Genomic DNA, 20,842 nt, shown 5'->3' with positions numbered 1-20,842 from the left:
GCCGCCCGGCGAGCGCGTGCAAAAGGGTGTCGTCCTCCGCGTGTCGCTTGCGTGATGCCAGCAGATGAGCCCGGACACCGTACGGTGTCCGGGCTCATCGGGCGGTGACCCGCCGTGACGACGACGCTCTACTGCGTACGGTCCTCGCCCCGGTAGTACTCGAAGGCCCAGCCGTAGACGCCCACCAGGATGACCGGCAGCGAGAAGAACAGCAGCCACCAGCCGAAGACGATGCCCAGGAAGCCCAGCGCGCCGCCGACGCCCAGGGCGAGCGGCTGCCAGCTGTGCGGGCTGAAGAAGCCCAGCTCCCCGGCGTCGTCCGCGACGTCGGCGTCCTCGCGGTCCTGCGCGCCGGCGTCCGCCCGGCGGGCGGTGTACGCCAGGTAGAAGCCGATCATCAGCGTCAGCGCGAAGGCCAGGAACAGCGCGGTGGTGCCGGCCGGCTCCTTGGACCAGAAGCCGTACACGAAGGCCACGGCCAGGATGAAGACGGCCAGGCCGAGGAACATCTTGCCCTGGATCCTCACTTGTCCGCCTCCTTGCCCTCGGCGTCAGCCGGGCTGCTGGTGCGCTGCGCGCCGATCAGTGCCCGCTGCGGGGTGTTCGCCAGCAGTTCGGCCGCCGCGATCTCCGGGTGGTGCAGGTCGAACGCCGGGGATTCGGAGCGGATGCGCGGCAGCGTCAGGAAGTTGTGCCGCGGCGGCGGGCAGGAGGTCGCCCACTCCAGCGAACGGCCGTAGCCCCACGGGTCGTCGACCTCGACCTTCTTGCCGTACTTGGCGGTCTTCCAGACGTTGTAGAGGAACGGCAGGATCGACAGGCCCAGCAGGAAGGAGCTGATGGTCGAGATGGTGTTCAGCGTGGTGAAGCCGTCCGAGGCCAGGTAGTCGGCGTAGCGGCGGGGCATGCCTTCCGCGCCCAGCCAGTGCTGGACCAGGAAGGTGCCGTGGAAGCCGAGGAACAGCGTCCAGAAGGTGATCTTGCCGAGCCGCTCGTCCAGCATCTTGCCGGTCATCTTCGGCCACCAGAAGTGGAATCCGGCGAACATCGCGAACACCACGGTGCCGAAGACGACGTAGTGGAAGTGCGCCACCACGAAGTACGAGTCGGAGACGTGGAAGTCCACCGGCGGCGCGGCCAGGATGACACCGGTCAGACCGCCGAAGGCGAAGGTGATCAGGAATCCGATCGCCCACAGCATCGGGGTCTCGAAACTCAGTGACCCCTTCCACATCGTGCCGATCCAGTTGAAGAACTTCACACCGGTGGGCACCGCGATGAGGAAGGTCATGAAGGAGAAGAACGGCAGCAGCACTCCGCCGGTGACGTACATGTGGTGCGCCCACACGGTCACGGACAGACCGGCGATGGAAATCGTCGCGGCCACCAGGCCGATGTAACCGAACATCGGCTTGCGGCTGAAGACCGGAATGACCTCGGAGATGATGCCGAAGAACGGAATGGCGATGATGTACACCTCTGGATGGCCGAAGAACCAGAAGAGGTGTTGCCACAGCAACGCGCCGCCGTTCGCGGAGTCGAAGATATGGGCCCCGAATTTTCGGTCGGCCTCCAGCGCCAGCAGCGCGGCGGCCAGTACCGGGAAGGCGAGCAGGACCAGCACGGCGGTCAGCAGCACGTTCCAGCAGAAGATCGGCATCCGGAACATCGTCATACCGGGAGCGCGCATGCAGATGATCGTGGTGATGAAGTTGACCGCGCCGAGGATGGTGCCGAAGCCGGACAGCGCCAGACCCATGATCCACATGTCGGCGCCGACGCTCGGCGAGTGCACGGCGTCGGACAGCGGCGAGTAGGCGAACCAGCCGAAGTCGGCCGCGCCCTGGGGGGTGACGAAGCCGCCGACCGCGATCAGCGAGCCGAACAGGTACAGCCAGTAGGCGAACATGTTCAGCCGGGGGAACGCCACATCGGGCGCGCCGATCTGCAGCGGCATGATCCAGTTGGTGAAACCGGCGAACAGCGGGGTCGCGAACATCAGCAGCATCACGGTGCCGTGCATCGTGAACGCCTGGTTGAACTGCTCGTTCGACAGGAACTGGTTCCCGGGACGGGCGAGTTCGGCTCGCATCATCAGCGCCAGCACGCCGCCGATGAGGAAGAAGATGAACGACGTCACCAGGTACAGCGTGCCGATGGTCTTGTGGTCAGTGGTAGTGAGCCACGAGATCACCACCGAACCGGGGCGCTTGGTGCGGACCGGCAGTTCGTCCGCGTAGGAATCGTCCTCGACGGGGGCCGCCCCCGCCGGTTCGTTGAGAATGCTCATGTGGTCTTGGGCTCCGAGTTCTTCGCGTTGCCCGTGGTGGCAATGCCGGCCGGGATGTAACCGGTCTGGCCCTTCGCCGCCAGGTCCTTGAGGTGCTGCTGGTACTGGGCCGGCGTCACGACCTTGACGTTGAAGAGCATCCGGGAGTGGTCCTGGCCGCACAGCTCGGCGCACTTGCCCTCGAAGGTGCCCAGCTTGTTCGGGGTCACCTGGAAGACGTTGGTGTGGCCGGGGATGACGTCCATCTTCATCAGGAAGGGAATCACCCAGAAGGAGTGGATCACGTCACGCGAGGTGAGCACGAAGCGTACGGACTGACCCTCGGCCAGCCAGAGCGTCGGGCCGGGGTTGCCGGTGTCCGGGTTCTTGCTGGACGGGGTGCCGATGTCGTAGACGCCCTCGGCGCCGGGCGGCAGGTCCAGTTTGTTGGCCGGGATCGTGGAGAGTTCCTTCGGCACGCCCACCGGGGTGGCCGGGTTGCCGTCCACGTTCTCGACGTAGTTGAAGCCCCAGCTCCACTGGAAGCCCACCACGTTGACGATGTGCTGCGGCTTCTTGGACGTGTCCAGGAGCTTCGACTCGTCGCGCGCGGTGAAGTAGAAGAGCACCGCGATCACGATGATCGGGACGATGGTGTACAGCGCCTCGATCGGCATGTTGTACCGGGTCTGCGGAGGGACCTCGATCTTGGTCCGGCTGCGCCGGTGGAAGATCACGCTCCACAGGATCAAGCCCCAGACGAGCACGCCCGTGGCCAATGCGGCGGCCCAGGAGCCCTGCCAGAGGGCAAGGATCCGGGGTGCCTCCGCCGTGGCCGGGCTGGGCATGCCCAGGCGGGGGTAGTCCTTGTACGAACAACCAGAGGCGGTCGCAAGGACCAGGCCCGCGGCCAGCGCCTGCGGCAGCCATCGCCGCATCGGGCGCCGCGACGCGGGGGTGCCACCCACGCCCGCAGGGCCGTGGGGGAGGTCGGAGCCGTTGGGACTCACGTAGCGCCTTCCCGAGAGTCTCGGCCGCGCGTTACGAGTGTTCCGGCCGTCTGCTGGTCGGTCGGCCCGCGCGCGGGCACATTAGGTGTGGATGTTTATGCGGACCAAACCCTACTGGACGCTATTTGGCGTCACGCGGGGAGGGGGGCCAACGCGCCGGGCCTCACCCGGAAGGGATGGAGTGCCGCCCTCCGGTGGTCATCTGACGCCGCACCGAGCCGTTGTCAGGGCTGGGTTGTAGCGTTCCGGCATGCCCTATTTCGACACGGCTTCGGCCGCCCCGCTGCATCCCGTGGCACGTCAGGCGCTGCTCGCCGCGCTCGACGAGGGCTGGGCCGATCCGGCCCGGCTGTACCGCGAGGGGCGCCGGGCCCGGCTGTTGCTGGACGCGGCCCGGGAGGCCGCGGCGCAGGCGGTGGGCTGCCGCCCGGACGAGTTGGCGTTCACCCCTTCGGGGACGCGCGCACTGCACTCGGCGGTGGCCGGCGCCGCCGCGGGCCGCCGCCGGACCGGCCGCCATCTGGTGCTGTCCGCGGTGGAGCATTCGGCGGTGCTGCACGCCGCCGAGCCCTACGACACCACGTCGGTGGGGGTGGACCGCGCCGGCCGGGTGGATCCCGGGGTGTTCGCGGCGGCACTGCGCCCCGACACCGCGCTGGCCGCCCTCCAGTCGGCCAACCACGAGGTGGGTACGGTCCAGCCGGTCGCCGAAGTGGCCGAGGCCTGCCGGGCGGCCGGGGTGCCGCTGCTGGTGGACGCGGCGCAGTCGCTGGCCTGGGGTCCGGTGGCCGGCCGCTGGTCGCTGCTGGCCGGCAGCGCGCACAAGTGGGGCGGACCGCCCGGAGTCGGACTGCTCGTGGTGCGCAAGGGGACCCGTTACGCGCCCCAGGAGCCCGCCGACGAGCGGGAGTCGGGACGCTCTCCCGGCTTCGAGAACCTGCCGGCGATCGTGGCGGCGGCCGCCTCCCTGCGCGCGGTGCGGGCCGAGGCGGCGGCGGAGGCGGCGCGGCTGTCCGCGCTGGTGGACCGGATCAGGGTCCGGGTGCCGCAACTCGTCCCCGATGTCGAGGTGGTGGGCCACGACCGCCTGCGACTGCCGCACCTGGTCACCTTCTCCTGCCTCTATGTGGACGGTGAGGCGCTGCTGACCGGTCTGGACCGGGCCGGCTTCTCGGTGTCGTCCGGTTCGTCCTGCACATCGAGCACGCTGACGCCGAGCCATGTGCTCAAGGCGATGGGGGTGCTGTCCGAGGGCAATGTCCGGGTGTCCCTCCCGGCCGGTACGAGCGAGGAGGAGGTGACGCGCTTCCTCGCGGCCCTGCCGGAGGTGGTGGCCGAGGTGCGCGGCCGGCTCGGCGCGCCGTCCTCCGGCACGGAGGCCGCCCCCGTCGCGGACGCGGTCCCCGTCGAGCCCGGCGCGGACCTGCTGGTGGACTCCCTCGGCAAGCGCTGCCCGATCCCGGTCATCGAACTGGCCAAGGTGATCGGCGATGTCCCGGTCGGCGGCCTGATCACCGTCCTGTCCGACGACGAGGCCGCCCGCCTCGACATCCCGGCGTGGTGCGCGATGCGCGACCAGGAGTACGCCGGCGAGCGCCCGGCCGAACGCGGCACCGCGTATCTGGTGCGGCGCCGCGTCTGAGCGGGCGGGCCGGGGCCGGGCGGGAGCCGGTTAGGGTCTGTCGTTTGGATCTCCGTGGGTGGAGGAGCGGTGTCCGGTGCGTGCAGCTGCAAGGCGGAGGAGGGAGGCGACGCAGAGCGTCGTCGACCGACGAGAACGCGGCAGATGTGCGTGCCGGGCGCCGCGACGCCGCGGAGATCCAAACGACAGACCCTAGGCGTGCAGGTGCTTGCGGACCTCGGCGGCGGCCTCGTCGCCGTACGCCTTGGTGAAGCGGTCCATGAAGTGGCCGCGGCGCAGCTCGTACTCCTGGGTGCCCAGCGTCTCGATGACGAGGGTCGCCAGCATGCAGCCGATCTGCGCGGCGCGCTCCAGGCCGACACCCCAGGCCAGGCCGGACAGGAAGCCGGCCCGGAAGCCGTCACCGACTCCGGTGGGGTCGACCTTGGCCTCCTCCTGCGCGCAGCCGACCTCGATCGCCGGTTCGCCCTTGCGCTCGATGCGCACACCGTGCGCGCCCAGCGTGGTGACCCGGACGCCGACCCGGTCCATGATCTCCTCGGCGGACCAGCCGGTCTTGCTCTCGATCAGGCCCTTCTCGTACTCATTGCTGAACAGATATGCCGCGCCGTCCACCAGCAGCCGGATGTCCTCGCCCTCCATCCGGGCGATCTGCTGGGAGAAGTCCGCGGCGAAGGGGATACCGCGCGAGCGGCACTCCTCGGTGTGGCGGATCATCGCCTCCGGGTCGTCGGCGCCGATGGACACCAGGTCCAGGCCGCCCACCCGTTCGGCCACCGTCTGCAGCTCGATCAGCCGGGCCTCGCTCATCGCGCCGGTGTAGAAGGAGCCGATCTGGTTGTGGTCGCTGTCGGTGGTGCAGATGAAGCGGGCGGTGTGCAGCACCTCGGAGATGTGCACCGAGGCGGTGTCCACGCCGTGCCGCTCCAGCCAGGCGCGGTACTCGTCGAAGTCGTTGCCGGCCGCGCCGACCAGGACCGGCCGGGTGCCGAGCTGACCCATCCCGAAGCAGATGTTGGCCCCGACCCCGCCGCGCCGCACATCGAGGGCGTCCACGAGGAAGGACAGCGAGACCGTGTGCAGTTGGTCGGCGACGAACTGGTCGGCGAACCGGCCGGGGAAGTTCATCAGATGGTCGGTGGCGATGGATCCGGTGACGGCGATACGCACAGCGAGGGCTCCTGGGGGCGGGGAGGACAGGACGATACGCGGTCCGGGCGAGGCGGCGCGGAACAGCGGGAAGAGCGGGGAACGGTGGCGCGCGTGAGGATATCGCGGGCGGCTCGGTAAGACACGGCGAAACTACCTGATAGTAGGGCTTTCTCCAGTGCTGAGGCTTCCCTAGGGTCGGGTCATGAGATCTGTTCCGCCAGTCGTACTCCCCTCCTCCTCGCTCGCCGAACCCGACTCGCTGGAAGCGCTGATCGGCGACAGCCGGCGGATGGCCCCGCACTGGAAGCCCCCGGCCGTCGCGGCACGCGCCGCGGTCGCCCCGGCGAGTCTGCACGGCATCACCGTGCCGGCCGCCTCCGCGCACCTGGTGGACGGGATGTCGCAGTACGGCGACTGAGCATGACCGGGGCGGCCGGAACCGGCGCCGGAACGACCGGGCGGGCGCCGCCCGTCCGGTCGGCGGAACCGGATCGGGGTGAGCCACGTCTCATCGGCATCTGAGGGCAATCGGAGCCGAAGGAGTACGCGGTGAGCACCGAACGCGACGACCGCAGCGTCGAACACCCCGAAGAGAGCGTCACCGGCCCGGCGGAGCGGCATGACGAGGCCGAACGCGTCCGCCGCCCGGCCGGCCGGTCGCGGCTGACGGTGGGCGCGGTGGCCGCGGCCGTGCTGCTGGCCGGGGCCGGCGGGGCCTTCTGGGTGGCGAAGGCCGGTGGCGGTGAGAACCGGACGGCCGAGCGGAACGCGGCGGCGCCGCTGCGGCTCGACGATCCGCGGCCGCCGGGGAGCGGCGCCCCCGCTCCCGGCGGCGCGCTCTTGCGGCTGACCGGGAGCCTTCCCGAGGAGGGCCCGAAGTCCGCCGCCGTCTACCGGGCGACCGCCGCGGTGGACGAGGCGCAGGCCGAGCGGCTGGCCGCGCTGCTCAAGGTCGGCGGTCCCACCGCGTCGGTCAGCGGTTCCTGGCAGGTCGGCCGGGTGACGAACGCCGGCCCGGCGCTGCTGGTGAGCCGGGCCGCGCCGGGCAACTGGTCCTACACCGGCAGCCCGGCCGCCCCTCCCCCCGCTCCGGGTACGGGTACAGGTTCGCCGCCGGTCTCCGCGAGGAGGGCCGAGGCGGTGGCCGCTCCGCTGCTCGCCGGGCTGGGCCTGACCGGGGCGCGGATCGACGCGGCCCAGACGGTCGGGGCCGAGCGGATCGTGACCGCCGACCCGGTGGTGGGCGGGCTGCCCACCAGCGGCTGGCGCACGACCCTGCGAGTCGGCCCGGACGGCACGCTGACCGGCGCGAGCGGGCGGCTGTCCGCGCTCGCCGAGGGCGCCAGCTATCAGGTGGTGTCGGCCACCGCCGCCTTCCAGCGGCTGGTCGCCGCCTCGGGTCCGCATCCCGACCACGGGGTGTCGTCCTGCGTGGTGCCGATGGTCCCGGTAGCTCCGGGCGGCCGGGCCGCGCCGGCCGGGCCGGGCGGGGACCGCAAGCTGGCGCGCACCTTGCCGTGCGTCGCGGGCAGCGGCCACCCCACCCAGGTGCGCGGGGCGGTCTTCGGGCTGTCGCCCGCGTCCGTGTCGGGCGTCCAGACGCTGATCCCGTCCTGGCTGTTCGACACCGCGCCCGCCGGGGTGTCCGTCACCACGGTGCTGGCCGAGCCGGCGGTCGACCCCGCGTACCTCCAGACGCCCGGCGGGGGTCCGGGGACGACGGCGCCCGGCGCCCCGGCCCCGCTGCCGCCCGGTGGCCCGGTCGACCCGGGCGGTCCGATGCGGCCGGGCGGTCCGGCCGCTCCCCCGGTGAGCCAGCGTCCCGCCGACCCGCCGCCGGTGGCCGCGCCGCCCGCCGCCCCGCTGCCGGGCGACCCTTCACCGGCCGGACAGGCCGTCAAGGTGTCCGGCTACCACGCCGACGGCAGCACGCTGGACATCGAGTTCAGCGGCGGGGTCTGCAGTACGTACCAGGCACGGGTCGCGGAGACCGACGGCCAGGTGCGGGTGACCGTGACGGACACGCCGGACGGGAAGCACCGGATGTGTCCGATGATCGCCCGCGATTTCACCCGAACGGTGGTACTCCAGCAGCCGTTGGGTAACCGAACCGTCGTGGACACATCAGACGGGCAGCCAGTCAGGGGACAGTGACTGACTGCCGCACAAAAAGCGGCGGCACCTGGTGGGGGTGCCGCCGCTTTCTCATGCCCTCAAGTCCACTGCCCTGAAGTGCCAGGAGCCCGCGGTGCTCGACCGCCGCGCGCCGGGCCTCAGTGGAGGCCGCGCCTCAGTGGAAGGAGTCTCCGCAGGCGCAGGAGCCCGTGGCGTTCGGGTTGTCGATCGTGAAGCCCTGCTTCTCGATGGTGTCCACGAAGTCGATGGAGGCGCCACCCAGGTAGGGAGCGCTCATCCGGTCGGTGACGACCTTGACGCCGCCGAAGTCCTTGAGGACGTCGCCGTCGAGCGATCGCTCGTCGAAGAAGAGCGAGTAACGCAGGCCCGAGCAGCCGCCGGGCTGGACCGCGACACGCAGCGCGAGGTCCTCGCGGCCCTCCTGCTCAAGCAGGCTCTTCACCTTGCCGGCGGCGGCGTCGGACAGGAGGATGCCGTCGCTCGTGGTCGTCGTGGTCTCGTCCTGAACCGTCATGTGCTTCTCTCCCGGGTTGTACGGACTGCTGGCTACCGATGGCTAACGGGTGCCCTCTCGGATTCATTCCGTGTCGTACCGACGTCCGCTCCGACTTATTCCCTCCATGCTCGCACATGCCCGGCCGCCACAGTCCGCCGTCGGCACACTCGCTGGTCACTCCCCCGCCGAGGGGCCTGTGACCCGCCCCACAGCGAGACCGGCAGCGGGACCGGCGGCGCGGCCCCCGACCCGGGCCCACCCCGCTCCGGCGAATGCGTCACATTGACGAAACCGCCATCGTCAATCTGACGCAAACGGGCTATGATAGATAGCGTCAAGTAGACGAAAAGGTCTGCGTCGAAAGAAAGGGCTACGGGCCCGTGACCACCACAGAAACGCTGGACGTCCAGCCCACGCCGCTCGCGCTGCTCCTGCTCGGCCGCGAGTCCGACCCCCGCAGCGAGCGCGGGGTGGACTGCCCCGGAGACCTGCCCGCGCCGTCGGACCCGCACCTGGTGGAGCGCGCCCGGGCCGCCAAGGCCCGCCTCGGCGGCAAGGTCTTCATCCTCGGTCACCACTACCAGCGGGACGAGGTCATCGAGTTCGCCGATGTCACCGGGGACTCCTTCAAACTGGCCCGGGACGCGGCGGGCAGGCCGGAAGCGGAGTACATCGTCTTCTGCGGCGTCCACTTCATGGCCGAATCCGCGGACATCCTCACCTCCGAGCGGCAGCAGGTGATCCTGCCGGACCTGGCGGCCGGCTGCTCGATGGCCGACATGGCCAGCGCCGAGCAGGTCGCCGAGTGCTGGGACGTGCTGGCCGACGCCGGGGTCGCCGATGTGACCGTGCCGGTGTCGTACATGAACTCCTCGGCGGACATCAAGGCCTTCACCGGTCGGCACGGCGGCACGATCTGCACCTCGTCCAACGCCGAGCGCGCCCTGGAGTGGGCCTTCGGGCAGGGCGAGAAGGTGCTCTTCCTGCCGGACCAGCACCTCGGCCGGAACACCGCGGTACGCGACCTGGGCCTGTCGCCGGCGGACTGCGTCGTCTACAACCCGCACAAGCCCGGCGGCGGACTCACCGTCGAACAGCTGCGGGCGGCGAAGATGATCCTGTGGCGCGGCCACTGCTCGGTGCACGGGCGCTTCTCGCTGGAGTCGGTGGAGGACGTCCGCTCCCGTATCCCCGGGGTCAATGTGCTGGTGCACCCCGAGTGCAAGCACGAGGTCGTCGGCGCGGCGGACTACGTCGGCTCCACCGAGCACATCATCCAGAAGCTGGCGGAAGCGCCGGCCGGCTCGGCGTGGGCGCTGGGCACCGAACTGAATCTGGTACGGCGGCTGGCCAAGGCCCATCCGGACAAGCAGATCGTCTTCCTGGACAAGACCGTCTGCTTCTGCTCCACCATGAATCGGATCGACCTGCCGCATCTGGTGTGGACACTGGAGTCGCTGGCCGACGGCAAGGTCGTGAACCGTATCCAAGTGGACGCCGAGACCGAGCACTTCGCCAAGCTGGCGCTTGAGCAGATGCTGGCACTGCCGTAAGCCGTCGGGCGATGATGGCGGGGTGATCCTTCGACCGGTCCGTGACGACGAGGAGGACGCGGAGGTCGTACGGGAGATCTCCGCGGCGGCCTTCGGCTCCACGCACGCGCTGTACGGCGCCGCCTCCGCGAGCCCCGGCGCCCACTTCAAGGCCGGTTACGGCGCGATCTGGGGCGCGGCCGGCCCGCCGGACGGCCCCGGCGGCTGGCCGGCCGAGCGGATCGCCCGCCACCACGGCCGAACCCGGCACCTGGCCCGTACCGACCCCGGCGGCTGCTGGCTCATCGAGGACCAGGCCGCCGGGCCGGTGGGCGCGGTGCTGTCCTACCGGCGCGAGGGCACCTGGGCGCTGTCGCTGCTCGCGGTGGTGCCGGGCGCGCAGGGCAAGGGCGTCGGCAAGGCGCTGCTCGCCCGGGCGCTGATGCACGGCAGGGCCTGCCTGCGCGGGGTGATCTGCCTGCCGGACGACCCGGTGGCGGCCCGCACCTTCCGGCGGGCCGGATTCCACCTCCACCCCACGATGCGGCTGTCGGGCCTGCCCGATCCGGCCCGGCTGCCCCCGCTGGACGGCCCGGTGCACGCGGGCACCGAGCGCCACCGCGACCTGATGGACTCGGTGGACCGTCGCACCCGCGGCGGCGCGCGCGGCGCCGACCACGAGGAGCTGCTGCGGCACTACGGCCTGCTCGTGGTGGACGACCTGGCCGGCAGCGGCTACTGCTACACCCGCGGCGGCCGGGTCGAAACCCTCGCGGCCACCTCCCGCCGCCTGTCCACCCGCCTGCTCACCGCGGCCCTGCTGGCCGCCCCGCCCGGCGAGCCGGTCCGGGTCGACCACATCCTGGCGGAGACCCAGTGGGCGGTGGACGTGGGCGTCGCGGCCGGCCTGGAGATCACCAACTCCGGCTTCCTCGCGCTGCGCGGCATGCGCCCGGCGGAACTGGCGCTGCCGTCACGGGCGCTGCCGTAGCGCGATGCCCGGGTGACCCGCTGGGCGCGGCGGGGACTGCGGCTTCGGCTGCGGCTGCGGCTCGTCAACCCGTGGGTGGACGAGCGGTGCCAACCCGGGGGTCAACCTGACGGCCGACGTCGCGCGGCGGCGCGAAAGGCAAGCTCAGCGGCATGACGACGACTGATTACCTCATCTCCGCGGCGCTGGTCCTCCTGGTGATCCCGCAGATCCGCGGCGCCCGCCTGACCATGCGCACCACGCTGCTCCCGGTGGTGGCCGTGCTGGCGGCGGCCGCCTACTACCTCAAGTCCTTCCCGACCCAGGGCCACGACGTGCGGCTCGACGTGGTCGGTGTCGTCGCCGGCGCGGTGCTGGGCCTGGCGTGCGGGGCGGCCACCCGGCTGAGCCGCGGCTCGGACGGTGTCGCCTTCGCCAAGGCCGGGGCTGTCGCGGCGGCGCTGTGGATAGCCGGCATGGTCTCGCGGGCCGGATTCGAGTACTGGGCCACCCACGGCGGCGCCGGCAGCGTCGCGCGGTTCAGCCGCGACCGTCTGATCACCAGCTCGGCCGCCTGGACCACCGCGCTGCTGCTGATGGCCTTCGCGCAGGTCCTGTGCCGGCTCGCCGTGGTACGGCTCAAGGCGCGGCAGATCTCCGCGACCGCCGGCGCCACTGTGCCGGCCAGGGCCTGAGTCCATGGCACCGGTCCCGCCGCAGCCCTCGCACCGGACCCGTTCGCCGGCCCGGACCCGCACCCCCGGGCCCGGGCCGGAGGCCGTTGGCCCGGCCTCGGCCCACCCGCCTATCCTTCAGCGTATGAAGGATTCCGCGGCCGACCCACCTGTCGCGGTCAGTCCGCGGCTGGCCGTGGCGCTGGCCCGGGTCCAGGACCGGCGCGAACGCCGGAGCAAGCGGCTGCTGCCCGTCCTGTGGGTCATCTTCGCGACCATCGCCGGCCAGTCCCTGTCCGCCGATCCCGCGCCCGGCGCCGGCGGGAGGCATCTCGCCGTCTCCCTGGTGCTCGCCGGCTGCCTGCTGCCACTGGGCGCCGTCGCCTCCGGCCGGTGGCGGCTGACCGTGCCCCTTCAGTGCGTCGTCTACTGCCTGCTGGTCGGCGGGTTCGGGCTGGCGCTCGGAATTTTGCAGCCCGGGTCCGAGTCCGTGCTCCCGCCGGCGGTGGGGGTGATGACCGCTTTCCTCGTGCTGCGCCTGCTCCCGGCCCTGCTGCTCGGCGGTGTCCTGACCGGCGCCCTGGTCGGCACCGCGATCACCGGGACGGACGGCAGCGTGACCAATGTGGTCAGCCAGATCCTCTTCTGCGTGGTGCTCGCCCTGATGGCGCTCAGCATCCGGCAGGCGGGCGGCAACGAGGAGCGGGCGGAGCTGCTCCTGGCCCAGCTGGAGGACGCCCGCGAGGCCGAGGCGGCGGCCGCGGCGCTGGCCGAGCGGACCCGGATCGCCCAGGACCTGCACGATGTGCTGGCCCAGACCCTGTCCGGCCTCGCCATCCAGGTCCAGGCCGCCCGTCGGATGGCTCGCCGCGACCAGGCCGCCGACGATCTGCGCGACCTGCTGGACCGCACCGCGAAGCTGGTCAAGGACGGCCTGGGCGACGCCCGCCGGGCGGTCGGAGCGCTGCGCGGGGAGGGCCCGCCCTCCCTGGACCGCCTGATCGAACTGGTCGAGCGCTACCGCACCGACCTCGAACTCGACGTGACGATGACCGTCAGCGGGCTCCAGCGCGGCCTGCCCGCCGACGCGGGCCTGGCGCTGTACCGGGGCGCGCAGGAAGCGCTCACCAACACGGCACGCTACGCACGCGGCGCGCGTACCACCGTGACCCTCTGCTACGAGCCGCAGGCCACGACCCTGACGATCGAGGACCGCCGCGACGCCGACAGCCCGCCCCGCCCGGCGCTGGCCGGCGGCTCGGGCCTCGGCCTGACCGGCATGCGCGAGCGGCTGACCCAGGTGGGCGGCAACGCCAGCGCGGGACCGACCGCCCACGGATGGACCGTACGGATGGAGATACCCGCGTGACGCAGCCCGCCCCGACGCCCCCGGACGGCGGGAGGATCCGGGTCCTGATCGCGGACGACCAGCGTGTCGTACGCGATGGGCTCGTGCTGCTGGTCGGCATGCTCGACGGCATCGAGGTCGTCGGCGCGGCCAGCAACGGCTCCGAAGCGGTCGAACTCGCCGAGCGGCTGCGCCCCGACGTGGTGCTGATGGACCTGGACATGCCGGTCCTCGGCGGCGTCGCCGCGACCGCGCTCCTGCGCGAACGGCTGCCGGACGTCCCCGTACTGGTGCTGACCACCTACGCGGACGACGACTCGGTCTTCCCGGCCCTGCGAGCCGGCGCACGCGGCTACCTCACCAAGGACGCGGACGACGACCAGGTCGAGACCGCGATCCACAACCTCCACAGCGGCCGCACCTGGCTCGACCCCGTCGTCCAGGCCCGCCTCGTCGCCACGATCCAGCCGGGCGACCCCGCACCGCCCCACGACTCCCCGGACTCCGGAACCGCCCCCCTGCCCGACGGCCTGACCCCGCGCGAGGCCGAAGTCCTCACCCTCATCGCCGAGGGCCTCTCCAACGCCCAGATCTGCGCCCACCTGGTGGTCAGCCAGGCCACCGTCAAAACCCACATCAACCGAATCTTCGCGAAGATCGCCGTCACCGACCGCGCCCAGGCCGTCCGCTACGCCTACCGCAACAACCTGACGTCCTAGCGGGACGGTCAGGCGAACACGTCCTCGGCCCGCTCGGCGGTGGCGGCCCGGCTGAACCACTGGTCGAGGGTGCTCTCGTCCGTGCAACTGGTGATGCGCTCACGCTCGGCTTCAGTGATCGCAATGTTCCGGATCCGCAGCAAGGAGAGGATGTTGCTGATCTTTTCCTGCCTCCGACCCTCCTCGCGACCTTCGATCCGACCCTCCTCGCGGAGCTTCTCGGAAGTCTCCGAGCGGAAGAAATGCGTGGGGATGGCCATGAGGTCCTTCCAGATTGAGGACCGAAGTCGGCGAAGGCTACCGGGGCAGCGGGAGCCGGGGTCCGAACCAGGTCGGTGCTCCACCGACTCGGACCACACGTCCCAGTGGGACGACGGTCAGGCGAAGACGTCCTCGGCCCGCTCGGCGGTGGCGGCCCGGCTGAACCACCGGTCGAGGATGTCGTACTCCGTGCAAGCGGCAACGCGCTCACGGTGGGCTTCAGTGATCGAGACGCTTCGGATCTGCAGAAGGGAGAGGATGTCCTTGATCTTCTGCTGCCTCCGGCCCTCCTCACGACCCTCCTCGCGGAGCTTCTCGGAAGTCTCGGAGCGGAAGAAGTGCGTGGGGATGGCCATGAGATCCTTCCAGATCTTTCCCGCCGGGCCGGAGCCCAGGCCGATTTCGGTGAGTTCCTTGAAGAGGTCGGCGGTGTCCAGATCCGCCTTCCTCAGGGCTGTGGCCAGCGCCTCCAGCATGATATCTGCCTGCCGGTGCTTACCGTGGGTGATTGCCGCGAAGGCGGCCATCGGGATGTCGTCGGCCGCAGCCGAGGCGTCGGTGATGATCGGGACGTTGTGGGGGCCCAGGACGAGCGGGCGAACCGTGAGGGTGCGCCACTGCGCTGTGCCGATGTGGAAGGGTCTCTTGGCCCACCGGGAGGTCGCCTCGTCCTGGCAGACGACCAGGAGCAACGGGGGCGTACGGTACTTGGCGTACAAGTACGACATGTAGTACGCCCAACTGCCGTGCTTGTCCGGGTCCTTCCTTCCCTGGGCCTCGACCGCCAGGAGATAGCTGTCGCCGTCGGCCATGTCGAACCGGAGCAGCGTGTCCAGCCGGCGTTCCAGCGGCTTGATCTCGGTGAGATCGGTGGGCGGGAGCGAGACGGCGATCGGGTCGGGAAAGGGAAGCCCGAGCCGTTTGAAGGTCCGGGTGAAGATGCGCGGGTCTTCTTGGAAGATCCGATGCATTGCCTCATGTGATGAGCTGACCATGCCCTGAACGTAGCGGGCCGCTCACGCGCAGAAACGATATGCCACTGGCATATTCACACGAACGAGTGAGCGACTCAGCTGGGCCGGGAGACCGCTACTTGCGGGCGGGGAACGCCTCGTCCAGCGTGCGGACGGTGAGCCTGTCGGTGGTCAGGGCCTCCTGGACGTCTTCGAGGCGGAGGTAACGGCCCTGCTGGATCGACGGGGTGATGGTGCCGATGCCGCCGATCCGGGTGAGGTGGAAGACGGTCCACGGCTGGCCCGACGTGCCCAGCGGCGCGTCGTCGCGGACGATGTTCCAGGTGCGCAGCGCCGTGTCCCGGGTGCCGGGGACGGCCTGGTTGACGGTTTCCACCGCTGTGACCTCGAAGACCTGGCCGCTGCCGCCCTTCTCGTACGTCACCAGGGTCTCGGGACGGGCCAGTCCGACGTGGCCGCTGGTCAGCGGGCACAAGTAGACGCCGTACGCCTTGATTTCGCTCAGCGCGAGCGCACCCGCCGACACGATCACCGCGTGCTCGTGCAGCGACCGGAACCAGTCCGTCGCGGCCGGCTCCTGCCAGACGGCCCTGCCCTGGTGCCGATGGGTCGGGGCAGCGGCCAGGCCGCGGGCCGCCATCAACTCGACGCCACGCGGATCACGTCCGACCAGCGAGGCCAGATCGGACCTCAGCAGGATCTCCGGCAGGTCAGCAAACTCGGGCATGCAACTCGACCACTCTCAGGGGGAATTGGGGCGTTCGCCCGCTATTCCCGCTGAGTGTAGTGGTTTCCGCACGTCAGGTTACCGGTCGTCCGCGACCTCACCGCGCGCACAGGTAGCCACGCCGCACCGCGGGCCGGGACCTGGCCAGCGCGGGCACAGGCGCCCACTGGCCGCGGTGCGCCCGGTGCGCCCCGCGCGGCGGCGGACCGTACGGCGACTGCCAGGCCGGCCGCCCGGTTCGACCCGAGCCGCTCCGGGGGCGGTTGGACACAGGGATACACCGGTTTCCGTGAGAAGACCGCAGCGAAAAGGAGCGCGGCGCACAGGGGCGACGCGCGACGGATCAGCGCTCGGGGGTTCTCACGTGGTGTACAACGGCTCGTCCTTGACGGGGTGACGGTGGGCGCAAGCACGGTAACGGCAGCCGTGAGTCCGGCTCCACCGGTTTTCGGGTGGGTGGCGATGCTTCGCGGCGGGCACCCTCGACGCACTCGCCACGGGCTGCCAGTACGCCTCGGCCCCGCCTCCCCCGAGTGGGTGGGATGACGGGGCCGGAGGGGCTACGGCGGTCAGGCCGTGGGGAGTTCGCCGTCGCGCACGGCCGCCGCGAAGGCGGACCAGGCGGCGGCGGGGAAGACCAGGGCGGGGCCCTGCGGGTCCTTGGAGTCACGGACCGCCATCGCCCCGCCATCAAGGCGGGCACCCTCGACGCACTCGCCACCTTGGGCATTGCTGTAGCTCGACTTGAACCAAGCGGCGCCGGTCAGAGTGTCAGCCTTGATGGTCATGGGTATCAGTGCTCCTTGATCGCTTCCTTGATCATGCCCAAGGACTCCTTCGGTCCCGGAGCAAGGGCTTGGAGATCGGAAAACGCCTCCGCGTATCGTTCCACGTCGTTGCTACCGCGCTTGACCCACGCGTCCACCAGACCTTCCAGGTAGACCATCGGCTTCAGCGACAGCTTGTCCGGGAACTGGATGACGACGAACGACCCTTCCATCCCCGAGTGAGCGCCGACGCGGTACGGCAGGACCTGCACCCGTACGTTGGGGCGCGATTCCATCACCTCGACGATGTGGGTGAGTTGGTCACGCATGACGGGCGGTTCCCCCACAGGCCGGTGCAGCACCGCCTCATTGATGATCGCTGTGTACTTGAGCGGCGAGTCCGGACGGCTCAGAATCTTCTGCCGGGTCGTCCGCAGGACCACCATGCGGTCGATGTCCCCGGGTGGGAGTCCGCGTAGGGCCCGCTCGTAGATCACGCGGACGTATGCCTCGGTCTGCAACAGGCCGGGGACGTACTCGGCCTGATAGTTCTGAAACCCCGTTGCCGTGGCCTCAAGGTCCAAGTAGGCCTTGAACCCCGGTGGAATGACCGGACGGTACTCGGGCGACAGCCACCAGTCGCGCTTCGTCTTGGTGACGGCCGCGTAGCCCCGTAGCCGGGCTGTGGTCTCCGCGTCCGCTTCGTAGATGGAGCACAGGGCCACCACGTCCGCCGGTTCGACGGTCGTGTTCTCACCGGTCTCCAGCCGGCTCAGCTTCGACGGGCTCCAGATCAGCTTTTTGACCACCCGGGCGCCGGTAATGCCAGCGGTCAGGCGGAGTTGGCGCAGCTCACTGCCGAGCTGAAGACGGCAGAGGGCGGGCGTTGCCGCCTCCACGTCTGTGATCATCTGCTTCTCCTCTGCGCAAGGTCCAGTGTGTCGGCGAGGCTTCCGCTCCGGCAAGGAACTTTCTGCGCCACAGCGGGAGCTGTCGGTGGGGTGCGGCAACCCGCGACTCGGGCGCGAAAGATCGCACGCAAGGTTGGTTGCCAGAATTGCGTCATCCGCTGTCACCGTAACCACTCCGCTGCCACGATTACAGGCAGTTGCTCACATTGCGCAGCCAACCTCCCACTTTCCGTGGTGAGTCAATGGCTCGCATGCTCCCTTCCGCGCTCTGTGCGCCCCCCGAAACACCAGAGAGCCGAACGATGACAGACCACCCCACGCCCCCCAACTATCCCGACCCGCCCGGCCCGCTCGACCCGCCCGACCGACGAGTCTGCGGCGACCGGGCCCACCTACCGACCAGGCTCGTATTGCTCGCTCTACGGCTCGCCCCGTCACGCGAAGGCCAACGGGAAGACGTCCAGCGGGAGTTGCGCTGCGTGATGGAGGAGGCGCATGCCGGGGCGCACCACGGGTTCGCGATGGAACTGGACGGCGTCGATACCGGATCGGTGTGGACGCGCTGGCTGGCCGGCGAAGAGCCGGGCGACGTGGTGGTGCTCGCGGACTGCAATGCGGCGCGGGCGGACGGGATGGACGCCTGCGGGGAGTTCGCGGGGCATCCGGGCGCGCACAGCTGGGAGTTGGACGACCCGTGGCGCGCGACCCGCGCCTGACGTATCGCGTATCGAGGACAGCGAGGAGGTCGGGCCGATGCGTCAGCCCGCCGTAGAGAACGAGCGAGACACCGCGGAGGGCGGCACCCTCTCGGACACCGAGGCCGTACTGGTCCGGGACACCAACGCGCCGCGCCAGGCCCGGCGTTACGTGACGCGGGTGCTGTACTCGCTGCGGGCGCCGGCGGCCGTGGTGGAGGCGGCCGAGATCATCGCCAGCGAGCTGGTCACCAACAGCGTGAAATACGGGCGGGCCCGGATGGTGCGGGTGGCGCTGACCGTACGGGCGGGGGCCGCGACGATCACGGTGTCGGACGGGACCCCTTACGTACCGCTGCCGCCCGTCACCCCGGCGGGCGAGGACGACGAGAACGGGCGCGGGTTGTTCCTGGTCGAGGCCCTGGCCGCCCGCTGGGGGCACCGCTGTGCCGGGTCGGAGCCGTCCGACGGTACGGCGGTGTGGGCCGAGCTGCCCTGGCAGGCGGCGTGATCACCGGGGCCCGGGCGCGCACCGGCCCGGGAGCGGGCCGCGAGGAGTGGCCGGGCAGCCGGCGGCGGGGCCTCAGCCAGGGATCAGGCCGTCGTCGCGGAGCATGGAGCGGACCTCTTCGAGGCTCGCGTCCGGGGAGGGGAGGATGAGCTCCGACGGCTCCAGGGAGTCGTCGGGGAGCGGCTCACCGAGTCGGCGGACGCCGTCGAGCAGGGCGCCCAGCGTGCGGTGGAAGCCCTTCTCGTCGCCGGACTCGATCGCGGCGAGCAATTCGGCGTCCAGCGTGTTCAGCTCGGTGACCTGGGCGTTGTCCAGTCTCACCTGGCCTTCCCCCATGATCCGCACGATCATGACGGCCTCCTCCGTAAGCCCGGGGCTGCTCTGCCCGCGGGCGGCGTCCGCTGCCGGCACCGGTGGCGGGCGCCGCCGGTGCCTCCTGCTTGTCCTACTCCTTGTTGAACCGCGGGGCATCCTGAGGCTGGCCCTCGGCGGTCTTGCCGCCCTGACCACCCTCGATCGCCTGCTGGGGGGCACCGCCCGCCAGCTCCGCCTTCATCCGCTGAAGCTCCAGCTCGACATCGCTGCCGCCGGACAGCCGCTCCAGCTCGGCCTGGATGTCGTCCTTGGCCAGGCCGCTCGGGTCGTCCAGCGCGCCGGAGGCCAGCAGCTCGTCCAGGGCGCCGGCCCGGGCCCGCAGCTGCTCGGTCTTGTCCTCGGCCCGCTGGATCGCCATGCCGACGTCGCCCATCTCCTCGGAGATGCCGGAGAAGGCCTCGCCGATCTGGGTCTGCGCCTGGGCGGCGGTGTAGGTGGCCTTGATGGTCTCCTTCTTCGTACGGAAGGCATCCACCTTGGCCTGCAGCCGCTGGGAGGCGACCGTCAGCTTCTCCTCCTCGCCCTGGAGCGTGGTGTGCTGCGTCTCCAGGTCGGTGACCTGCTGCTGGAGGGCGGCCCGGCGGGACAGCGCCTCCCGGGCCAGGTCCTCACGGCCGAGCGCCAGCGCCTTGCGGCCCTGGTCCTCATAGGTCGTGGACTTCTTCTGCAACTCGGTGAGCTGCAGTTCGAGCCGCTTGCGGGAAGTCGCGACGTCCGCCACGCCCCGACGCACCTTCTGCAGCAGCTCAAGCTGCTTCTGGTACGAATAGTCGAGCGTCTCGCGCGGGTCCTCGGCCCGGTCCAGGGCCTTATTGGCCTTCGCGCGGAAGATCAGTCCCATCCGCTTCATGACACCGCTCATGGGCCTCGCGCGCCCCCTTCTCGGCAACTGCTCCAGTAGCTGTACAGACCCCAGCGTACGGGCCATGGTTCCATTACCGCACTGTTCGGCGCCGGATGCGCTCATCCGCAAGGACGATCACCGCCCGGCCGCCTCAGGCCCAAGGAGTACAGGCGGGGAGTACGAGGGGGCTGGGGCGCGGGCCCCGGAGCACGTAACCTGGAGCACGTGTTCCGACGCCGTTCCGAAGATGAGCCGTCCTCCACCACTGGCACCGCCGTGCTCGAGGACCAGTCCCGCGACCCGCAGGCTCCCAAGGGTCGCCCCACGCCCAAGCGCAGCGAGGCCCAGACCCTGCGGCGCAAAGCCGCGGTCGTGCCCACCGACCGCAAGGCCGCGGCCAAGCAGGCCCGCGAGACGCGGCGCACCGAGATGGCCAGGCAGCGCGCGGCGCTGGCCGGGGGCGACGAGCGCTATCTGCCGGTCCGCGACCGCGGCCCGGTGCGCAAATTCGCCCGGGACTACGTGGACGCGCGGATGCGGGTCGCCGAGTTCTTCCTGCCGATCGCACTGCTGATCCTGGTGCTCAGCGTGGTGCGGATCGGCTCGCTGCAGAACCTCTCGCTGCTGCTGTGGCTGGTGGTGATCGTCGGCATCCTGGTGGACTCCGTGATCACCGGGCTGCGGCTGCGCGGACTGCTGCGGACGCGCTTCCCGGACAAGAACGTCAAGGGCGCCGTCGCGTACGGCCTGATGCGCACGCTCCAGATGCGCCGGCTGCGGATGCCCAAGCCGCAGGTCGAGCGCGGCGCCAAGCTCTGAACGGCGGTCA

The 20,842-nt window shown here is 70.8% G+C and carries 23 protein-coding genes; 11 read left to right on the top strand and 12 right to left on the bottom strand.

Annotation, left to right across the window (positions count from 1 at the left end; genetic code table 11):
• Positions 1 to 128: 128 nt before the first annotated feature.
• Genes ACFO3J_RS02240 through ctaC form a run of 3 tightly spaced genes read right to left on the bottom strand, consistent with a single transcriptional unit; the run spans position 129 to position 3,279 of the window.
• Positions 129 to 527: a cytochrome c oxidase subunit 4 gene (locus tag ACFO3J_RS02240; protein WP_386425498.1), complete on the bottom strand. Its 399-nt coding sequence runs from the start codon at positions 525 to 527 to the stop codon at positions 129 to 131.
• Positions 524 to 2,290 carry an aa3-type cytochrome oxidase subunit I gene (ctaD, locus tag ACFO3J_RS02235; RefSeq protein ID WP_386425495.1) on the bottom strand — a complete coding sequence of 589 codons (1,767 nt, stop codon included), beginning with the start codon at positions 2,288 to 2,290 and terminating at the stop codon, positions 524 to 526. Before ctaD ends, ACFO3J_RS02240 begins: the two co-directional genes overlap by 4 nt.
• Positions 2,287 to 3,279 (bottom strand): aa3-type cytochrome oxidase subunit II, encoded by a 993-nt coding sequence (ctaC, locus tag ACFO3J_RS02230; protein ID WP_386425492.1) that lies wholly within the window; start codon positions 3,277 to 3,279, stop codon positions 2,287 to 2,289. The genes ctaD and ctaC overlap by 4 nt, the downstream gene beginning before the upstream one ends.
• Before the next feature lie 250 nt (positions 3,280 to 3,529).
• Between ctaC and ACFO3J_RS02225 the strand changes: the two genes are divergently transcribed.
• Complete coding sequence (locus ACFO3J_RS02225; RefSeq protein WP_386425489.1) at positions 3,530 to 4,921, top strand: cysteine desulfurase/sulfurtransferase TusA family protein; 1,392 nt, start codon at positions 3,530 to 3,532, stop codon at positions 4,919 to 4,921.
• Positions 4,922 to 5,113: 192 nt separating this feature from the next.
• Here the strand turns inward: ACFO3J_RS02225 and ACFO3J_RS02220 are convergent, their stop codons facing one another.
• Positions 5,114 to 6,091, bottom strand: a complete 978-nt coding sequence (locus ACFO3J_RS02220; RefSeq protein WP_386425486.1) for a carbohydrate kinase family protein — start codon at positions 6,089 to 6,091, stop codon at positions 5,114 to 5,116.
• A 184-nt stretch (positions 6,092 to 6,275) separates the two neighbouring features.
• On the opposite strand from ACFO3J_RS02220, the gene ACFO3J_RS02215 reads away from it, so the two are divergent.
• Both ACFO3J_RS02215 and ACFO3J_RS02210 read left to right on the top strand, forming a co-directional pair.
• Positions 6,276 to 6,491 (top strand): hypothetical protein, encoded by a 216-nt coding sequence (locus ACFO3J_RS02215; RefSeq protein ID WP_386425483.1) that lies wholly within the window; start codon positions 6,276 to 6,278, stop codon positions 6,489 to 6,491.
• Between the two features lie 131 nt (positions 6,492 to 6,622).
• On the top strand, positions 6,623 to 8,227 hold the full coding sequence (locus tag ACFO3J_RS02210) for a hypothetical protein (protein WP_386425480.1): 1,605 nt from the start codon (positions 6,623 to 6,625) through the stop codon (positions 8,225 to 8,227).
• 136 nt (positions 8,228 to 8,363) lie between these two features.
• Here the strand turns inward: ACFO3J_RS02210 and ACFO3J_RS02205 are convergent, their stop codons facing one another.
• Entirely contained in the window at positions 8,364 to 8,723 is a 360-nt protein-coding gene (locus tag ACFO3J_RS02205; RefSeq protein ID WP_386425477.1) for a HesB/IscA family protein, read from the bottom strand.
• Between the two features lie 362 nt (positions 8,724 to 9,085).
• On the opposite strand from ACFO3J_RS02205, the gene nadA reads away from it, so the two are divergent.
• The 5 genes from nadA to ACFO3J_RS02180 all read left to right on the top strand — a co-directional run bounded on the left by nadA (position 9,086) and on the right by ACFO3J_RS02180 (position 13,948).
• On the top strand, positions 9,086 to 10,258 hold the full coding sequence (gene nadA, locus ACFO3J_RS02200; protein ID WP_386425474.1) for a quinolinate synthase NadA: 1,173 nt from the start codon (positions 9,086 to 9,088) through the stop codon (positions 10,256 to 10,258).
• A 22-nt stretch (positions 10,259 to 10,280) separates the two neighbouring features.
• Positions 10,281 to 11,228: a GNAT family N-acetyltransferase gene (locus tag ACFO3J_RS02195; protein ID WP_386425472.1), complete on the top strand. Its 948-nt coding sequence runs from the start codon at positions 10,281 to 10,283 to the stop codon at positions 11,226 to 11,228.
• A gap of 152 nt (positions 11,229 to 11,380) precedes the next feature.
• Complete coding sequence (locus tag ACFO3J_RS02190) at positions 11,381 to 11,902, top strand: hypothetical protein (protein ID WP_386425469.1); 522 nt, start codon at positions 11,381 to 11,383, stop codon at positions 11,900 to 11,902.
• A gap of 124 nt (positions 11,903 to 12,026) precedes the next feature.
• Positions 12,027 to 13,250 (top strand): sensor histidine kinase, encoded by a 1,224-nt coding sequence (locus tag ACFO3J_RS02185; protein WP_386425466.1) that lies wholly within the window; start codon positions 12,027 to 12,029, stop codon positions 13,248 to 13,250.
• Positions 13,247 to 13,948: a response regulator transcription factor gene (locus ACFO3J_RS02180; RefSeq protein ID WP_386425464.1), complete on the top strand. Its 702-nt coding sequence runs from the start codon at positions 13,247 to 13,249 to the stop codon at positions 13,946 to 13,948. The genes ACFO3J_RS02185 and ACFO3J_RS02180 overlap by 4 nt, the downstream gene beginning before the upstream one ends.
• Positions 13,949 to 13,956: 8 nt before the next feature.
• Here ACFO3J_RS02180 and ACFO3J_RS02175 read toward each other — a convergent pair whose 3' ends face one another.
• The 5 genes from ACFO3J_RS02175 to ACFO3J_RS02155 form a co-directional block, all read right to left on the bottom strand.
• A complete protein-coding gene (locus ACFO3J_RS02175) occupies positions 13,957 to 14,208 on the bottom strand; it encodes a hypothetical protein (RefSeq protein ID WP_386425461.1) in 252 nt (83 codons plus the stop codon).
• Positions 14,209 to 14,325: 117 nt separating this feature from the next.
• Positions 14,326 to 15,180 carry a hypothetical protein gene (locus ACFO3J_RS02170; protein WP_386425458.1) on the bottom strand — a complete coding sequence of 285 codons (855 nt, stop codon included), beginning with the start codon at positions 15,178 to 15,180 and terminating at the stop codon, positions 14,326 to 14,328.
• 118 nt (positions 15,181 to 15,298) lie between these two features.
• On the bottom strand, positions 15,299 to 15,910 hold the full coding sequence (locus tag ACFO3J_RS02165) for a hypothetical protein (RefSeq protein WP_386425456.1): 612 nt from the start codon (positions 15,908 to 15,910) through the stop codon (positions 15,299 to 15,301).
• 569 nt (positions 15,911 to 16,479) lie between these two features.
• Positions 16,480 to 16,698 (bottom strand): DUF397 domain-containing protein, encoded by a 219-nt coding sequence (locus ACFO3J_RS02160; protein ID WP_386425453.1) that lies wholly within the window; start codon positions 16,696 to 16,698, stop codon positions 16,480 to 16,482.
• Positions 16,699 to 16,703: 5 nt separating this feature from the next.
• Entirely contained in the window at positions 16,704 to 17,588 is an 885-nt protein-coding gene (locus ACFO3J_RS02155; RefSeq protein WP_386425451.1) for a helix-turn-helix domain-containing protein, read from the bottom strand.
• Positions 17,589 to 17,890: 302 nt separating this feature from the next.
• On the opposite strand from ACFO3J_RS02155, the gene ACFO3J_RS02150 reads away from it, so the two are divergent.
• Complete coding sequence (locus ACFO3J_RS02150) at positions 17,891 to 18,304, top strand: hypothetical protein (protein WP_386425448.1); 414 nt, start codon at positions 17,891 to 17,893, stop codon at positions 18,302 to 18,304.
• Between the two features lie 37 nt (positions 18,305 to 18,341).
• On the top strand, positions 18,342 to 18,794 hold the full coding sequence (locus ACFO3J_RS02145) for an ATP-binding protein (protein ID WP_386425445.1): 453 nt from the start codon (positions 18,342 to 18,344) through the stop codon (positions 18,792 to 18,794).
• Between the two features lie 72 nt (positions 18,795 to 18,866).
• Here the strand turns inward: ACFO3J_RS02145 and pspAA are convergent, their stop codons facing one another.
• Together pspAA and ACFO3J_RS02135 are read right to left on the bottom strand one after the other, a co-directional pair.
• Complete coding sequence (pspAA, locus tag ACFO3J_RS02140; RefSeq protein WP_386425443.1) at positions 18,867 to 19,145, bottom strand: PspA-associated protein PspAA; 279 nt, start codon at positions 19,143 to 19,145, stop codon at positions 18,867 to 18,869.
• 94 nt (positions 19,146 to 19,239) lie between these two features.
• The gene (locus tag ACFO3J_RS02135) at positions 19,240 to 20,031 is read right to left on the bottom strand and encodes a PspA/IM30 family protein (RefSeq protein WP_386425440.1); all 792 of its coding nucleotides are present in this window, start codon (positions 20,029 to 20,031) and stop codon (positions 19,240 to 19,242) included.
• 207 nt (positions 20,032 to 20,238) lie between these two features.
• Between ACFO3J_RS02135 and ACFO3J_RS02130 the strand changes: the two genes are divergently transcribed.
• Positions 20,239 to 20,832, top strand: a complete 594-nt coding sequence (locus ACFO3J_RS02130; protein WP_386425438.1) for a DUF3043 domain-containing protein — start codon at positions 20,239 to 20,241, stop codon at positions 20,830 to 20,832.
• The last annotated feature ends 10 nt before the right edge of the window (positions 20,833 to 20,842 follow it).

The organism is Streptomyces polygonati, assembly GCF_042650325.1.
Lineage (GTDB): Bacteria > Actinomycetota > Actinomycetes > Streptomycetales > Streptomycetaceae > Actinacidiphila > Actinacidiphila polygonati.
Note: the sequence above shows the minus strand (reverse complement) of the source record. Positions and strands in the feature narration are given on the sequence as shown.

Bases quoted from the DNA above. Each gene is read 5' to 3' on its own strand.
- ACFO3J_RS02135 (WP_386425440.1), bottom strand. From the start codon at position 20,031: ATGAGCGGTGTCATGAAGCGGATGGGACTGATCTTCCGCGCGAAGGCC.
- ACFO3J_RS02185 (WP_386425466.1), top strand. From the start codon at position 12,027: ATGAAGGATTCCGCGGCCGACCCACCTGTCGCGGTCAGTCCGCGGCTG.
- ACFO3J_RS02205 (WP_386425477.1), bottom strand. From the start codon at position 8,723: ATGACGGTTCAGGACGAGACCACGACGACCACGAGCGACGGCATCCTC.
- ACFO3J_RS02225 (WP_386425489.1), top strand. From the start codon at position 3,530: ATGCCCTATTTCGACACGGCTTCGGCCGCCCCGCTGCATCCCGTGGCA.
- ACFO3J_RS02150 (WP_386425448.1), top strand. From the start codon at position 17,891: ATGACAGACCACCCCACGCCCCCCAACTATCCCGACCCGCCCGGCCCG.
- ACFO3J_RS02160 (WP_386425453.1), bottom strand. From the start codon at position 16,698: ATGACCATCAAGGCTGACACTCTGACCGGCGCCGCTTGGTTCAAGTCG.
- ctaD (WP_386425495.1), bottom strand. From the start codon at position 2,290: ATGAGCATTCTCAACGAACCGGCGGGGGCGGCCCCCGTCGAGGACGAT.
- ACFO3J_RS02170 (WP_386425458.1), bottom strand. From the start codon at position 15,180: ATGCATCGGATCTTCCAAGAAGACCCGCGCATCTTCACCCGGACCTTC.
- ACFO3J_RS02155 (WP_386425451.1), bottom strand. From the start codon at position 17,588: ATGATCACAGACGTGGAGGCGGCAACGCCCGCCCTCTGCCGTCTTCAG.
- ACFO3J_RS02165 (WP_386425456.1), bottom strand. From the start codon at position 15,910: ATGCCCGAGTTTGCTGACCTGCCGGAGATCCTGCTGAGGTCCGATCTG.
- ACFO3J_RS02190 (WP_386425469.1), top strand. From the start codon at position 11,381: ATGACGACGACTGATTACCTCATCTCCGCGGCGCTGGTCCTCCTGGTG.
- pspAA (WP_386425443.1), bottom strand. From the start codon at position 19,145: ATGATCGTGCGGATCATGGGGGAAGGCCAGGTGAGACTGGACAACGCC.
- ACFO3J_RS02175 (WP_386425461.1), bottom strand. From the start codon at position 14,208: ATGGCCATCCCCACGCATTTCTTCCGCTCGGAGACTTCCGAGAAGCTC.
- ACFO3J_RS02145 (WP_386425445.1), top strand. From the start codon at position 18,342: ATGCGTCAGCCCGCCGTAGAGAACGAGCGAGACACCGCGGAGGGCGGC.
- ACFO3J_RS02215 (WP_386425483.1), top strand. From the start codon at position 6,276: ATGAGATCTGTTCCGCCAGTCGTACTCCCCTCCTCCTCGCTCGCCGAA.